The following is a 14,956-nucleotide window of genomic DNA, read 5'->3' on the forward strand; positions in this document are numbered from 1 at the left end:
CACCCGCTACGACAAGACCGCGACGTCGTACCGGGCCACCGTCACTATCGCCGCGCTACTCCAGTGGTTGTGAACCTTTGAAGACACGGCCTAGGGGCCTGCCCGGCGTTCTGCCGGACAGGCCCCGAGGAGCGGGTCAGCGCTTCAGCGTGAAGGTGAAGTCGCCGGAGAGCTTGCCGCTCAACCGGAACGCCGAAACGACCTTCCCCTCCGTGATCAGTCGGTCGACCTCGCCCCGCGACAGACCGCAACCCTCAGCGATCAGTCGGGTCGGCCGGACCGGGATCCGTGCCGCGTTGCGGACCGCGACGTCGATCACGTCGAGGTCCAGGTGATCCGATCCGCCGGTGTCGAAACGCCAGGCGTTGTCCCAGTCCAGGACGAATCGGTTTCGGTGCTGGACGGTCGGATCCCGGAGCAGTTCGGCGGTCAGGCCCGGGTCGTTGGCATGGAGCCGGTCCAGCAGTTCGGGTGGGATGGAGCGCACGGTCATCCGCTCCAGGACGGTGAGCTTCGCCGTCTCCCCGCACACGGTGCAGAGCGCGAGCAGCCAGACGTCGAGGATCTTGTGGTTGGCGTTGACACGGAACTTGCCGCTCGCCCGAAGGCGTTGGGACGCGCACGCGTGGCAACGGCGGCGAATGATCGGTAGGCAGGTGGGCACGACGGCCCAATTTATGAGCACAGAAGTACACCGGTTTTCAGTGAGAAGTCCGCAGCAAAAAGGAGCGCGGCGCAACTGCGCGACGCGCGACAGATCAGCTCTCGGGAGGTCTCACAGGGTGTACAACGGCACGTCCTTGCCTAGACGACCTGGTTGCGCAGCACGGTAACGGCGCACGGTGGCGCCGCTCCACTGGTTTTCGCGTACGCGTCAGGAGCCCGGGTGCCGGGAGGTACCGATCGCTCAGGTGTCCGCCCCGGTCAGGCGGTCGGGACCGGCAGCACCACGCCCTCGGCCGCCGACCGGTGGGCCAGCTCGATCAACTCGACAGTGTGGACGGAGTCCCGTGGGTCCACCGGCATCGGCGCACCGTCGCGCAGCGCAGCCGCCACCTGGGCGTAGAAGCTCTGGTACGCGCCGGGTTCGGTCGGCACCGGCCGCAGGTCACCGTCGACGCCGAGCAGGCCGTAGCGGTCCGACGGGACCTCGCCCCAGCCCGGCTGGTCCGGTCGGCCACCGTCGTGCAGCGCCGCCTCCTGCACGTCCAGCCCGTAGCTGGTGTAGCCGGCCCGGTCGCCCAGCACCCGGAGGCGCGGCCCGAGCTGCGCGGTCACCGCGCCCATCCACAGGTGCGAGTGGACCCCGTTGGCGTGGGTCAACGCCACGAAGGCGTCGTCGTCGACGGCCGCGCCCGCACGGCGACGGTCCACCTCCGCGTAGACCCGGTCGACACTGCCGAACAACTGCACCGCCTGGTCGACGAGGTGGGCGCCGAGGTCGAAGAGGGCACCGCCGGCCTCTTCCGGACCGGCGAGCTCCCGCCAGCCCGGCTTGATCGTCGGACGGAACCGCTCGAACCGGGACTCGAAGCGCAGCACCTGCCCCAACTCGCCCTGCTCGACCAGGCGGCGGACGGTCAGGAAGTCGCCGTCCCAGCGCCGGTTCTGAAAGACCGTCAGCGGCACCCCTCGCTCGGTAGCCTCGTCGATCAGCACGCGGCCCTCAGCGGCGGTCGGGGAGAGCGGCTTGTCGACGACGACCGGCAGGCCGGCGGCGAGCGCCGCGCGTGCCATCGGCACGTGCTGCCGGTTCGGCGTCGCCACCACGACCAGGTCCAGGGCGTCCGGGGTACGCCACAGCTCGTCGGCGTCGTCGACCAGGCGGGCGTCCGGGAAGTGCTGTCGCGCCTGCTCGCGTCGCTGCGGATCGCGGGTCACGATGGCGTCGAGTCGCAGCCCGGGAGTCGCGGCGATCAGCGGCGCGTGGAACACCCGTCCCGCCAGCCCGTACCCCAGCAGACCAACCCGCAGCGCCTTCGTCATGCCGTTCCCCCGTCTCCCTGGTCGGCGCCCTGACCTGGGCGCCGGTACCGCTGAGAAGAATCTACGCCGGGGGCGGTCGGGCCCGATCTCGGCCCGTCAGCTCACCGGGTCGGCGCGCAGGTAGGTGAGGACCGCGAGCACCCGACGGTTGGTGTCGTCGCTGGGGGGCAGGTCGAGCTTCAGCAGGATGTTGCCGACGTGCTTGCCGACCGCCGCCTCGCTGACGTGCAGCCGCCCGGCGATCGACGCGTTGGACCGTCCCTCGGCGAGCAGCGCCAACACCTCGCGTTCCCGGGCGGACAGTGCGGCGAGCGGGTCGCGGGGGCGGTGCAGCAGTTGCCGGACCACGTCCGGGTCGATGGCGGTGCCGCCGCCGGCGACCCGGCGCAGCGTGTCGACGAACTCGGTGACCTCGGCGACCCGGTCCTTGAGCAGGTAGCCGACGCGTTGGCCGTCGCCGCTGTCCAGCAGCGCCGCCGCGTACCCGGTCTGCACGTACTGGCTGAGCACCACGACCGGGAGGTCAGGTCGCTCGGCGCGCAGCGCGACGGCCGCGCGCAGCCCGTCGTCGCGGCGGCCCGGCGGCATCCGGATGTCGGTCAGCACCAGGTCCGGTTGGTGGTCGCGGGCCGCCGCCAGCAGGTCCGGTGCGGAGCCGACGGCCGCGCACACAGTGAAGTCGAAGCGGGTCAGCAGCGCGACCAGACCCTCCCGCAGCAGCACCTCGTCCTCGGCGAGCACCACCCGGGTCACCGACGACATGGCAGCTCCACCCGCACCACCGTAGGCCCGCCGGGCGGGCTGGACAGCAGCAGCCGGCCGTCCACGGCGGCTATCCGGTCGGCGAGCCCGGTCAGGCCGGTGCCCCGGGCCGGGTCGGCGCCGCCGTGACCGTCGTCGGTCACCTCGACGACGAGGTCACCGCCGGCCCGGGTGAGGCGTACGTCGGCGTGGGTCGCCCGGGCGTGCCGGGCCACGTTGCCCAGCGCCTCGGAGACCACGAAGTAGGCGGTGGTCTCCACGATCTCCGGCAGCTCGTCGTACAGGTCGGCGTGCACAGCGACGGGGATGGTGGCGGCGTCGGCCAGCTCGCGTACGGCGCCGGCCAGGCCGAGGTCGGTGAGGCTCTGCGGGCGGATGCCGTGCACCAACTGCCGCAGCATCACCATCAGTCCCCGGGCCTGGTCGTGCGCCACGGCGAGTGGTCGGGAGGCGGGGGAGTCCTCGGGCACGTCCAGCCGGGCCAGCCCCAGCTGGAGGGTGAGGCTGGTGAGCCGGGGCTGTGCGCCGTCGTGCAGGTCGCGCTCGATGCGGCGGCGTTCGGCCTCGTACGCGCCGACCAGTCGGGTGCGGGAGCGGGTGACCTCGCGCAGCGCCGCCGCGTCCACCGGGTGGGCCAGCAACCACCGGGCCACGGCTGCCTGGACGGCGGCGAGCAGACCGACGGCGTACCAGAGAACCGGGATCAGCAGCACCCCCACGATCGCGTACGGAATGGCTTCGCCGGTGCTGTCGATCGGCTGCCAGATCACCACCGGCTGGTTGGCGTCGCCGGCCAGCCAGGGGCTGGAGATCATTCCGAGGTCCAGCAGCACCAGCACCAGGAACACCCAGTAGGCGACCGGAGCGAACCCGCCCAGCCAGAACAGGTACGCCACCTCCCGCCAGGTCGCGGCGCTGCGGTAGCGGGCGACCAGGCCCGGCCACGGCGACGAGGCCAGCGGACGACCGTCGACGAGCCCGACGCGCCACCGCTCGACGACGGCCACCGGGAAGCTCACCAGCGGGGCCAACGCCAACAGGATGAGGCTGCCGGTCGCCAGGAACAGCATCAGGGCGATGCTCGGCGGTCGGCCGTGCTGGCGGAGCCCGTTGGCGGCGGCCAGCAGGGGCGCGCCGATGACGAGCAGCCCGACACCGAGGACGCCGGCGATCGGCACTGTGGTCACCAGGTAGGCCAGCGCGCGCCAGGGCCACCCGGAGATCAGCCAGCGGCGGCGGCGTAGCGCCTCGGCCAGGTGCGAAGGGGGTTGCGTGGTCATGCAGCAGACGCTAATCGGGAGCGACCGGGTGCCCCAGCCGTCCAGATCCACTCTTCGGGGTATGCCCAGCACTACCGGGGAACGGGTGTGCGGGGTCCGGAAACGGGAAGAACGCGCCGTCACGCGGCCCGCGTGACCTGTGCTGGCGGCGGCTGGAGAGACATGGGTGCCAGAACCTTCGTGGTGGTCGGCGGGACCAGCGGCCTCGGCCTCGCGGTGGCCCGACTGCTCGTCGACGAGCATCAGGTAGTGGTGTTCGGCGACGTGCCGGCCGAGGTCGCCGCCGCGACCGACGAGCTGGGTTGCGACGGCGCCGTCTGCGACATCTCCTCCTACGAGCAGGTCCGCGACGGGTTCGCCGAGGTGGTCGAGCGCTACGGCACTATCGACGGGGTGGCGGCCTGCGCCTCCATGTGGGCGGGCGGCGACCTGGGGGACCTGTCGGTGGAACACATCCGCCGGGCCGTGGAGATCAACGTTCTGGGCATCACCTACCTGCTGCGGGAGGCGGTGCGGCACCTGCACCGACAGGGCCACGGCAACGTCGTCTACATCGGCGCGCTGGCGCTGGCGGCCCCCCGGCCCGGTATCCCCGTCTACCGGGCCACCAAGAGCTACGGCAACAGCCTCGTCGACTCGCTGGCCGAGGCCCAGCACAGCAACCGGGTCAAGGTGATGCAGCTGCATCCCGGGCCGATGCCGACGCGGCTACAGGAACGGGTGGGCGCCGAGTTCCTGGACGAGGTGTACGCCATGCCCGAACAGGTCGCCACCGAGGTCGTCCGGTTGCTGCTGCTCGAACCCGACGACCTCTACGTCTCAGGTGAGCGCGTGCTGCGCGCGGACGGGCGGTGGTGACGGCCGCAGCCGGACCCGCCGACCGTCCGGCCTCGGCCTGGGCGCCGCTGCGTACGGCGGTCTACCGCAACCTGTGGCTGGCCCTGCTCGCCGCCAACATCGGCACCTGGATGCAGACCGTCGGCGCGCAGTGGCTGCTGATCAACCACTCCAACGCCTCCACCCTTGTCGCGTTGGTGCAGACCGCCAGTCTGCTGCCGGTGCTGCTGCTGGCGTTGCCCGCCGGGGTGCTGGCCGACAGCTTCGACCGCCGGCACCTGCTGATCGCCGTGCAGCTGTTCCTGGTGGCGGTGGCGGTGGCGTTGACGCTGCTCACCCTCGCCGGCCGAATGCCGCCGGCGCTGCTGCTCACGCTCACCTTCGCGTTCGGGGTCGGGCAGGCGCTGACCCTGCCGGCCTGGGCGGCGGTGATCCCGGAGCTGGTGCCGCAGGACCAACTGCGGTCGGCGTCCGCGCTCGGTTCGATAAGCGTGAACGTGGCCAGGGCGGTCGGGCCCGCGGTGGCCGGCGTGCTGATCGCCCGTACCGGCGTCGCCCCGGTCTTCGGCATCAACGCGGTCGCCTTCGGGATCTTCGCGTACGCGCTGTGGCGCTGGCGGCCCGGTAACGCCCGCGCGGTCGAGGTGCCCGAGCGGTTCGCCGCCGCGTTGCGCGCCGGCAGCCGCTACGTACGCCACTCGCCGACCGTCCGCCGGCTGTTGCGCCGTGCGCTGGTCTTCGTGGTCCCGGCCAGCGCGCTGTGGGCGTTGCTGCCGTTGGTGGCGAGTCGGCGGCTGGGGTTGGGCTCCGGCGGGTACGGGGTCCTGTTGGCAGCCCTCGGCGTGGGCGCCATCGCGGGGGGCGTGCTGCTGGCCGTGATCCGTACCCGGCTGTCGGCCAACCAGCTCCTGCTGATCGCCGGGGCGCTGTTCACAGTGGCGTTGACAGTGGTCGGCACCGTGCGGGTTGTGCCGCTGGTGCTGCTGGCCCTGCTGCCCGCCGGGATGGCCTGGGTGACGGTGCTGGCCAACGTCAACGCCGAGATGCAGCTCTTCTTGCCCAGCTGGGTACGGGCCCGGGGCCTCGCCGTCTACCAGGTGTGCTTCGCCGGTGGGCAGGCCGTCGGCGCGCTGCTGTGGGGGTTGGTGGCCGACATGGCCGGGCTGGTCCTCGCGTATCTGGCGGCGGCGGCGCTGATGCTTGTCGGCACCCTGACGAGTCGGATCTGGCCGTTGCCGGACCTGCGGTCGGTGGACCGCGAACCGGCGGCCTACTGGCCGCAACTGCACCTGGCGCACGAGCCGGACCCGGCTGTGGGGCCGGTGCTGGTGACCGTGCAGTACACCGTCCGGCCGGAGCGGACCCAACGGTTCCTGGCGGCGATGGACCTGGTGCGTGGCGCGCGGCAGCGGACCGGCGCGATGCGCTGGGGGCTGTTCCGCCCGGCCGAGACGGTGGACCGGTTCGTCGAGGTGTATCTGGTGCCGTCCTGGGACGAGCACCTGCGTCAGCACGGTGGCCGGTTGACCGGTGAGGACCGCGCGGCCGAGCAACGGGCCCGGGAGCTGACCGACGGGGAACCCGAGGTCCGACACCTGGTGCCCGCCGCCGCCGGTCCGACGCTCTCCGACGACCGCGAGGCGCTCTGACGCACGCCGTGGCGCGACCGCGCGGACCACCCGGGAGCAGACCGGCGCGGTCGTACGGCGTACGGCCGCGTTGTTAGGATGGCCGAACCATGGCGAGTGAGCGCAAGGCGACCGCGGACCCGGCCCGCAGCCTGGCCCTTCTCTGGCGCACCCGGGAGCCGACCAGCCGCAGCGCCGGTCCGGCGCTCAGCGTCGACCGGATCGTCCGGGTCGCGATCGACATCGCCGACGCCGAGGGGCTCGACGCGCTGACCATGCGTCGGGTCGGTGAGGCGCTGGGGGTCGGCACGATGTCGGTCTACACCTACGTGCCGGGCAAGGCCGAACTCGTCGCCGTCATGATCGACACCGCGTACGGCGAGATGCCGCGCCCCGCCGTCGACGGCGACTGGCGGACCAGGCTGGAACGGATCGCCCGCGACAATCTGGCGCTCTACCAGCGGCATCCCTGGATGCTGCGGGCCGAGACGACGCGACCGGTGCTCGGCCCGCACCTGATAGCCAAGTACGACTACGAGCTCGGCGCGATCGTCGACATCGGGCTCACCGACGTCGAGGTCGACGCGGTGCTCACCCTTGTGCTGGGTCACGTGAAGAGCGCCGCCCGGGCCGCGTCCGAGGTGGTCGACCTGGAGCGCGAGACCGGCATGACCGACGGTCAGTGGTGGCAGTCGCACGCGCCCTGGCTGGAGACCTTCCTGAAGCCGGGCGCCTACCCGATCGCCTCTCGGGTCGGCACCGCGGCCGGCGAGCAGCACGGCGCCGCGTACGGCCCGGAGTACGCGTTCGAGTTCGGACTGCAACGTGTTCTCGACGGGATCTCGGTGGTGGTAGCCGAGCGGGCGGCCGACCGGTAGCCCGCCCGCTCCGGGGAGGGCGACGCTAGCGCGGTGCCGCCCGTCGAGCCAGCCGGGCCAGCGAGCGCGCCGACGGGCTGCCCGGCTCGGCGTGATAGACCACCAGCGACTGGTTGGTGCCGCTGATCGAGAGCTTCTCGTAGCGCAGCGCCAACTCGCCCAACTCCGGGTGCTGGAACACCCGCACCCCGCCGCCCGCACGGGCCGCGACGTCGTGCCGGGCCCACAACCGCCGAAACCGCTCGCTGCCGGCCGTCAACTCCTCCACCAGTTCGACGAGGCGGGGATCGTCCACGTCGGGGCCGACCTGTGCGCGCAGGCCGGCCACCGCGTTGGCCGCGACCGCCGTCAGAGCCGGGTAGAGCGCCGCCACGCTCGGGTCGAGGAAGACCGCGCGCAGCAGGTTCACCCCGGCGGTGAAGATCGGCGCCAGCGCGGTCGCGGCGGGGTTGGCGAACAGCACGTCCAGGTGTCGACCGTGCACGAAGGCGGGCGTCTCCGCCCACGAGCCGACCAACTGCCGGATGCCCACCGGCACCCGCTCCGAGGGGCGCGCCACCCGGCGCGGAGGCACCGGCCGGGCCAGGCCGTGCAGGTGTGCCGCGGCGTCCGCGTCCAGCCTCAACGCGCGGGCCAGCGCCTCGACCACCTGCGTCGACGGGTGCCGGTCACGCCCCTGCTCCAACCGCAGGTAGTAGTCGGCGCTGATGCCGGCGAGCAGGGCCGCCTCCTCGCGGCGCAGGCCAGGCACCCGCCGACGGCCGTGCGCGGGCAGGCCGACGTCGCCCGGCCCGATCAGCTCGCGCCGGGCACGCAGGTATTCGCCCAGCGGGCCGGCCGCGCTCACCCGCCCATCGTAGGAGCCGCCACCGACCGCCCAGCCTGGTCCTGCCACTACCAGGAAAAACAGGGAACCGGCTAGCGCCTGCCACCGGGGTGACAGTGTCGGAGTAAGCGTGATCGAGAGACGGGACAGCAATGACAGAGCGCATCACGACCCCCTTCGGTTTCGCCTCGACCGCCGACGAGGTCATCGCCGGGGTGGACCTGAGCGGCAAGCGGGCCATCATCACCGGCGGCGCCGCCGGCATCGGCATCGAGACGGCCCGTTCGCTCGCCGCCGCCGGCGCCGAGGTCGTGCTCGGGGTCCGCCGGGTCGCGGCGGGTGAGCAGGCCGCCGCCGACATCGCGGCCGGCATCGGCGCGCAGCGGGTCACCGTCCGCGAGCTGGACCTCGCCGACCAGACGTCGGTACGCCAGTTCGTCGCCGGCTGGGACCAGCCGCTGCACATCCTTGTCAACAACGCGGGGATCATGGCGCTGCCCGAGTTGGAGCGCACCGCCGAAGGCTGGGAGATGCAGTTCGCCACCAACTTCATGGGGCACTTCGCGTTGACCGTCGGCCTGCACGACGCCCTCGCCGCGGCCGGCGGCGCCCGGGTGGTGTCGGTCAGCTCCAGCGGCAACCTCTTCTCCCCGGTCATCTTCGACGACCTGCACTTCGCGTTCCGGCCCTACGACCCGCTGCTGGCCTACGGGCAGTCCAAGAGCGCCGAGGCCCTGCTCGCCGTGGAAGCCACCCGCCGCTGGGCCGACCAGGGGATCTACTCCAACGCGCTGAACCCGGGCGCGATCGCCACCGGGTTGCAGAAGCACACCGGCGGGCTCAAGTCGCCGAAGGAAATGCACAAGACCCCGCAACAGGGCGCCGCGACCTCGGTGCTGCTCGCGGCATCCCCGTTGCTCGACGGCGTCGGCGGTCGCTACTTCGAGGACTGCGCCGAGGCTCCGGTCGTCACCGAGCGGCCCGCCGACTACAGCGGCGTGGCCGCGTACGCGGTCGACCCGGGCAACGCCGAGCGGCTCTGGACCGTGGCGTCCGACCTGATCTCCTAGCGCGGCGTCACCGCTGGCCGCTGACAACGGCGGCCCGGGCTCGGCGGAACCGACCCGGGCCCGGCAGTCCGGGTGGTACGACTGGGGCGGCGGTGGCAGCCGCGGGCCGGGGAAGGATGGCGATGGCGGGCAGGCTTCCGGGACGGCTGCTGCTTCGGCGGGAGAACCCGGGGAAGGCGTCGTTCCTGGAGCTCTTCTTCGACCTGGCGTTCATCTTCGCGCTGACCCGGTTGTCCCGGGCGCTGCTCGACGACCCCAGCCTCAACGGCGGCTTCGAGGTGCTGCTGATGTTGGCGGCGCTCTGGTGGGTGTGGTTCGTGACCGCCTGGTCGGCGGACTGGTTCGAGCCCCGGGCTCCGCTGATCGTCACCCTGCTGCTCTGGACGATGTTCGGCGGCCTGCTGATGGCCGCGGCCGTACCCACCGTGTTCGACCGGCACGCCATGGTGTTCGCCGTCGCCTACGTGGCCATCCACCTGGGTCGGGCGGCCATCCTGATCCCCGCCCTGCGGGGGCACCCGCTACAGGTGCGCAGCCTGCGGGTGGCGGTCTGGTTCGCGATCTCCGGCGTGCTCTGGGTGGTCGGGGCGGCCGTCGCCCCGGCCCGGGAGGCGCTCTGGGCGGTCGCACTCGTGCTGGAGTACTCCCTGGCCCGGCTGCGCTGGCCGTTCCCGCGGCTCGGGCGCAGCACCTGGCCCGAACTCCAGGTGAACGGCAGACACCTCTCCGAGCGGTACCAACAGATCTTCATCATCGCCCTGGGTGAGCTGATCCTGATCGCCGGCGTCACCTACAGCGGGTCCGGGCTGGACCGGGACAGCACGGTGGCCTTCGCCCTGGCGTTCGTGACCGCGGTGGCCCTCGCCCGGCTCTATCTGGTGCCCGCCGGCGGGCGGCTGGGCGCCAGAATCGAGGCGGAGGGCCCGCCCGGCAGCAAGTTGACGCTGATGGCGGGCTACCTGCACCTCGTCATGATCGCCGGTGTGCTGGCCACCTCGGTGGCCATGGAGATGACGATCGACCATCCGGGAGAACGCGAAACGGGGCAGACGACCGTGGGCGTCATCGGCCCCGCGTTGTTCCTGACCGCCCGGATCCTGCTCGCGGCGGTGGTCGACGGCAGTTGGCCCTGGGCGCGTCTGGTCGGTGTGCCGGCCATCATCGTGGGCGGGCTGGCCACCGTGCGGTCTCCGCAACTGGTCAACAGCGCAGTCGTCGCCGGGGTGCTGGTGCTGATCGTCCTGTTCGACGCGATGCCGGGACTGCGGCGGTTCATCCGCCACTCCGGGAAGAGCGACCCAGTCAACCAGCGGCGACCCGGATAGCTCCGCCGATGCCTGAGGGAAGACCGCAGCGCAGCGACCAACCGCGACGACACGACGTGGTGGAGTTGCGGGTGCACGGCGTGTCCGGGGCGGACCCGACGGTCATCCTCGACCAGCCGCAGGTCCGGCAGGTCGCCGGCGACGGCAGCGGGGGCTTCCACCGCGCCACCCGGTCGGACGGCGTCGCCCCGGACGAGGTGACCCTGGAGGCGTACCGCTGGGGAGACCTGCCCTCGGGCACCGTCGGCCGTACCCTGGCCATGGTCTTCCTGCTGCCGTTCATGCTCAGCAACGTGGCCGTGTGGATGCGCCCCACCGGCCGCCGCCGCGCCGCCGCGGTCAGCGTGCTGTGTCGGCTCCTCGCGCTCAACCTCACAGTGCTGTACGTGGTGTCCATCGCCGGAGTCGCCCTCGACCTGCTCGCCTGGCAGTGTCTCGGCGCGGCCCGCTGCCGCCCGCCCTTCGACACCATGTCCGGGCTCGACGGCCGGCACGTCGGGCAGCGCCTGGCCGTGCTGGCGTTCCTGCCGATCGCCGCCATAGCGGTCCTGCGCCTCCTCGGCACCCGTCGGTCCGGCCCGGCCGACAACCCACTGTGGGCCGTGGAGCCCCTGGTGCACCGGCTGCGCGCGATCCACGTGGCCGCCGCCCTCGCCGTACTCGATGTCGTGCTGCTCACGGCCCGTCGCGCCGGCGGCGCGACGTTCTCCACGACGCTGCTGCTGGCGCTCAGCGTGGCGGTGTTGCTGACCTGCGTCGGTCTGCTCGCCGCTCCGGGACTGATCGACCGGGCGGCGACCGCGCTAACGGCCACCTGGACCGCCCGCACGGCGGGCGTCGTGGCGGCCGTCCTGAGCGTGGCGACCCTCGCCACCGTGGCGAGCGACCGGCGCGACTGGTCGTCGGCGGCGGGGCTTCCCGGCTACGGCGGGCTCGCGGGTGTGGCGCTGTTCGGCCAGATGACGTTGCTGGTGTTGCTCAGCGCGGTGGTGCTGTGGCAGCGCGGTCGGGTGGGCGGCCGGTCCGCGCTGCCGGGTGGCCTGGGTGCGGCGGTCCTCGCCGCCCTCGCGGTCGGCCTGACCGGCGCGCTCTCCGCCGGCCTCGTCTACCAGACGGGGGAGCTGCTCGGTGGCTACCGCGGTGACGATGGGCCACCGTCGCCGTACCGCTGGACGCTGCTGGCCTTCTTCATGCACGTGGTCGCGGCGGTGCTGCTGTGTGGCGCGTTGTCAGTGGTGTCGCTGCGGCGCCGGCGGCGTGCGGCGGCGGCGATCACCACCAGTGACTTCCCGGTCGTGCCGCCGGAGGCGGTCGGCCGGCTGCGGCTGGCGACGAAGGCCGTCGCCCGGGCGCGGTTCACCGAGTGGTTGGGTCTGCTGGCCGCCACGTACGCGGCGCTCGCGGTGGTCGGACTGGCCACGAGTCTGGTGGGGCGTACCGGGCGCGAACCGGAGGAGTTGACCCGGCAACTGCTCGGGCTGCCGGCCGACGCCGTCCAGATGGGGCTCAGCGGGGGCAGCTACCTTCTCGCCGCGCTGCTGCTCACGCTCTTGACCGGCGGCGTGTTCGCCTATCGGACCGCGTGGTTCCGCCGGCACGTCGGCATCCTGTGGGACCTGGGCACCTTCTGGCCCCGGGCCGCGCACCCGTTCGCACCACCGAGCTACGCCGACCGCGCGGTGCCGGAACTGGCCGACCGGATCAGCCAACTGACCGAACGGCACGTCGGGGTGTTGCTCTGCGGGCACAGCCACGGGTCCGCGCTGCTCGCTCTCGCGGTGCTGCGGCTGCCCCCGCGCGTACGTCAACGGGTCGCGCTGCTCACCTACGGGTCACCGCTGGATCGCCTGTACGCCCGGCTCTTTCCGGCCTATCTCAACGAGGAGGTGCTGCGTGAGGTGGGGGAGCGGGTCGAGTGGCGGTGGCTCAACCTCTGGCGGGACACCGACCCGGTCGGCGGCTGGATCTTCGCCGCGCACCGCCCCGGCGATCCGCCCCCGGACCCGGCCGATCCGGCGGGCCAGGTCGACCGGCGGTTGCGGGACCCAGCGAACCTGCTGCCCGCGCTGGGGGAGCGGTCTGCGCCGCCGCTGCGGGGCCACCATCCGGGCGAGACCGACCCCGAGTTCCGGGCGGCGGTGCGCGAACTCTCCGAACGCCTTCGTGGCGCTGGCTGAGCCTGCCGGCCAGGGGTCGGGCGGTGCGGGGACGCCACTGCGGTCAACGGTCCATCCCGGGAATCCGGTCGGACTCCGCCACCGTCGCTCGGACCTTGCGCAGCGTGGCGTCGGGGGCACGAATCGCGGCGCGCCAGCGGTCCAGCGTCCGAGTGAGCACCCGGACCACGAACTGCAACTGGTTGACCTGCTCGCGGAGCATGCCCAGCTCGGACCGGGCGCTGAACGCCTCGCCCTCCAACTGGGTGATCCGCGTCTGCAACGGCTGCACGAGCGTGAGGGCGGCCTCGGTGAGCGTGTCGGCGGCATCGGCCTTGAACTTGCCGCGCTGCACCACGACGGTGGCGATGGCGGCCAGGCCGGTGCCTCCGCCGAGGATGCCGAGCACGCTGAGCGCCACCTGCACCCAATGCGGTGCAGCCGGCGCGGGTGCGGTAATCACGTGACACCTGCCTGCAACTGTTCGTAGGTCACAAATTCACACGCTCGGGCCAGGCGACGCAGGTCGATGGCGATCTGCGCGGCCCGCCAGAGCGACCCGACCGTCACCGCCATCACGAACGACGTGGCGACGATGGAATTTCGACCCGACATGGTCAACAGGGCCACCACGTACATGCCGGTGAGCGTGCCGAGCACCAGCACCGACGCGAGTTCGAGGCCGAGCCCGGTGGAGAGCCGGCCGGGCCAGAGGATGCCCAGTAGTCCACCCACGCCCACCGCGACCAGACCCAACTCCCAGGCGACCTGGATGGGATGCGGCATCGACGTCTGTACTGACGTCGGCCGGACGTCGAGGGCCATCATCAGAATGCCGCAGAGCGGTGCAGCGGCCAGGACAGCGATCTCGTACGGCTGGTGGCGGGATCGGATTCGTAGGTTTCCCACGGCAACTCCTTGGTCGAGGACCGGCGTCCGGCAGCACCAGGTGGACCAGTGCCGTTCGGTGGGTCGCGACTGTCGAGCTGCGGTCCGTGCGGCGAAGCCCAGTGGTGCGTTGCCTGTGGACGGTCGTTGGGCGAGAAGATGGAGCGACTCGACGTCGTTGGCTGCCGGTATCTGCCTGTGTATCACCGATGACCGGTTGCCGTCCACCTCGTGTAACGTCGCATTACCGCAGGTCAGGGCCCATTGCTGGACGGTTCTCGAGGCATGGGGCGGATGAGACGCGGCGACCCGGCCGCGCGGCCAGCCGGTGACGGCAAGTGTCGGATATCTTGCCCAGGGTGACAGCGGTGGCCGGGTCGCCGATCGATCAACGGACGAGCAGGGCGCGCAACGCCCGGAGCACCTCCGCCGGGGCCTCCTCCGCCATGAAGTGTCCGCAGGTGACCGTCTGGTGGTCCAGGTCCGGCGCCCAGGCCCGCCACACCGCCGCCGCGTCGTAGCCCAGCGCCGCGCCCCAGTCCTGCTGGAGCACCGTCACCGGCATCCGCAGCCGGTTGCCGGCCGTCCGGTCGGCGGCGTCGTGGGTCACGTCGATCCCGGCGGACGCCCGATAGTCGGCGACGATCGAGGGAACGGCGTCGCGGGACGCGCGCAGGTACGCGGCCCGCACCTCCGCCGGCAGGGCGCTCGGATCACGGGTCCAGACGTCCAGGAAGTGACCGAAGAAGGCGTCCGGGCTGCCGGCGATCAGCTCTTCGGGCAGGCCGGGCGGCTGCGCCATCAGATAGAGGTGAAACGCCACGGCGGCGCTGGCGCCGTGCAGCACGTCCCACATGTCCAGGGTGGGTAGCACGTCGAGCAGGGCCAGCTGACTGATCGCCGCCGGGTGGTCGAGGCCGGCGCGGAACGCGACCAGGGCGCCCCGGTCGTGCCCGGCCAACGCGAACCGATCGTGACCGAGCGCGCCGGCCAGCGTCACGATGTCGGCGGCCATTGTGCGCTTGGCGTACCCGGTGCCGTCGGTGTCGAGGGGCTTGTCGCTGTCGCCGTAGCCGCGCAGGTCGGGGCAGATGACCGTGTGGTCGGCGGCCAGATCGGCGGCGACGTGCCGCCACATGAGGTGGGTCTGCGGAAAGCCGTGCAGCAGCACGATCGCCGGCCCGGAGCCGCCCACGGCGGCGTTGAGCGTCACCCCGTCGGCGACGGTGACGCGTCGGTAGGCGAATCCGTTGATCTTGGGGTCCACGGGGAACCTTCCTGGTGAGCAGTGCTGGCGGGGGCGGTGGCCCGTCGCCGTCC

The 14,956-nt window shown here is 72.3% G+C and carries 14 protein-coding genes; 6 read left to right on the forward strand and 8 right to left on the reverse strand.

All coding sequences use genetic code 11. From position 1 onward, the window contains the following. Positions 1-136: 136 nt before the first annotated feature. The 4 genes from ABZ794_RS11065 to ABZ794_RS11080 form a co-directional block, all read right to left on the reverse strand. On the reverse strand, positions 137-664 hold the full coding sequence (locus ABZ794_RS11065) for a DUF1062 domain-containing protein (protein ID WP_357515321.1): 528 nt from the start codon (positions 662-664) through the stop codon (positions 137-139). A 260-nt stretch (positions 665-924) separates the two neighbouring features. After that, positions 925-1,986 (reverse strand): Gfo/Idh/MocA family oxidoreductase, encoded by a 1,062-nt coding sequence (locus ABZ794_RS11070; RefSeq protein WP_210784067.1) that lies wholly within the window; start codon positions 1,984-1,986, stop codon positions 925-927. 96 nt (positions 1,987-2,082) lie between these two features. After that, a complete protein-coding gene (locus ABZ794_RS11075) occupies positions 2,083-2,748 on the reverse strand; it encodes a response regulator transcription factor (RefSeq protein WP_210784068.1) in 666 nt (221 codons plus the stop codon). After that, on the reverse strand, positions 2,736-4,028 hold the full coding sequence (locus ABZ794_RS11080; RefSeq protein ID WP_238688027.1) for a sensor domain-containing protein: 1,293 nt from the start codon (positions 4,026-4,028) through the stop codon (positions 2,736-2,738). Before ABZ794_RS11080 ends, ABZ794_RS11075 begins: the two co-directional genes overlap by 13 nt. Before the next feature lie 162 nt (positions 4,029-4,190). On the opposite strand from ABZ794_RS11080, the gene ABZ794_RS11085 reads away from it, so the two are divergent. The 3 genes from ABZ794_RS11085 (at position 4,191) to ABZ794_RS11095 (ending at position 7,371) form a co-directional block, all read left to right on the forward strand. After that, positions 4,191-4,886, forward strand: a complete 696-nt coding sequence (locus tag ABZ794_RS11085; protein WP_210784070.1) for an SDR family oxidoreductase — start codon at positions 4,191-4,193, stop codon at positions 4,884-4,886. Then, positions 4,880-6,514: an MFS transporter gene (locus tag ABZ794_RS11090; RefSeq protein WP_357515324.1), complete on the forward strand. Its 1,635-nt coding sequence runs from the start codon at positions 4,880-4,882 to the stop codon at positions 6,512-6,514. The genes ABZ794_RS11085 and ABZ794_RS11090 overlap by 7 nt, the downstream gene beginning before the upstream one ends. A gap of 89 nt (positions 6,515-6,603) precedes the next feature. Further along, entirely contained in the window at positions 6,604-7,371 is a 768-nt protein-coding gene (locus tag ABZ794_RS11095; RefSeq protein ID WP_357515326.1) for a TetR/AcrR family transcriptional regulator, read from the forward strand. A gap of 25 nt (positions 7,372-7,396) precedes the next feature. Here ABZ794_RS11095 and ABZ794_RS11100 read toward each other — a convergent pair whose 3' ends face one another. Then, the gene (locus ABZ794_RS11100) at positions 7,397-8,218 is read right to left on the reverse strand and encodes a helix-turn-helix transcriptional regulator (RefSeq protein WP_357515328.1); all 822 of its coding nucleotides are present in this window, start codon (positions 8,216-8,218) and stop codon (positions 7,397-7,399) included. A gap of 131 nt (positions 8,219-8,349) precedes the next feature. Between ABZ794_RS11100 and ABZ794_RS11105 the strand changes: the two genes are divergently transcribed. From ABZ794_RS11105 to ABZ794_RS11115, 3 genes are all read left to right on the forward strand, one after another. Then, on the forward strand, positions 8,350-9,267 hold the full coding sequence (locus ABZ794_RS11105; protein ID WP_357515330.1) for an SDR family NAD(P)-dependent oxidoreductase: 918 nt from the start codon (positions 8,350-8,352) through the stop codon (positions 9,265-9,267). Positions 9,268-9,389: 122 nt separating this feature from the next. Then, on the forward strand, positions 9,390-10,592 hold the full coding sequence (locus ABZ794_RS11110) for a low temperature requirement protein A (RefSeq protein WP_238688030.1): 1,203 nt from the start codon (positions 9,390-9,392) through the stop codon (positions 10,590-10,592). An 8-nt stretch (positions 10,593-10,600) separates the two neighbouring features. Next, positions 10,601-12,769, forward strand: coding sequence for a hypothetical protein (locus tag ABZ794_RS11115; protein ID WP_357515332.1), 2,169 nt, complete (start codon positions 10,601-10,603; stop codon positions 12,767-12,769). Positions 12,770-12,812: 43 nt separating this feature from the next. Here ABZ794_RS11115 and ABZ794_RS11120 read toward each other — a convergent pair whose 3' ends face one another. The 3 genes from ABZ794_RS11120 to ABZ794_RS11130 all read right to left on the reverse strand — a co-directional run bounded on the left by ABZ794_RS11120 (position 12,813) and on the right by ABZ794_RS11130 (position 14,903). Further along, positions 12,813-13,211 carry a hypothetical protein gene (locus ABZ794_RS11120; RefSeq protein WP_210784077.1) on the reverse strand — a complete coding sequence of 133 codons (399 nt, stop codon included), beginning with the start codon at positions 13,209-13,211 and terminating at the stop codon, positions 12,813-12,815. Further along, positions 13,208-13,657 carry a hypothetical protein gene (locus ABZ794_RS11125; RefSeq protein WP_357515335.1) on the reverse strand — a complete coding sequence of 150 codons (450 nt, stop codon included), beginning with the start codon at positions 13,655-13,657 and terminating at the stop codon, positions 13,208-13,210. The genes ABZ794_RS11120 and ABZ794_RS11125 overlap by 4 nt, the downstream gene beginning before the upstream one ends. A gap of 367 nt (positions 13,658-14,024) precedes the next feature. Continuing rightward, positions 14,025-14,903, reverse strand: coding sequence for an alpha/beta hydrolase (locus ABZ794_RS11130; RefSeq protein ID WP_238688032.1), 879 nt, complete (start codon positions 14,901-14,903; stop codon positions 14,025-14,027). Positions 14,904-14,956: the final 53 nt, after the last annotated feature.

The organism is Micromonospora sp. NPDC047187, assembly GCF_040643355.1.
In the GTDB taxonomy this organism is placed as follows: Bacteria; Actinomycetota; Actinomycetes; order Mycobacteriales; family Micromonosporaceae; genus Micromonospora; species Micromonospora salmantinae.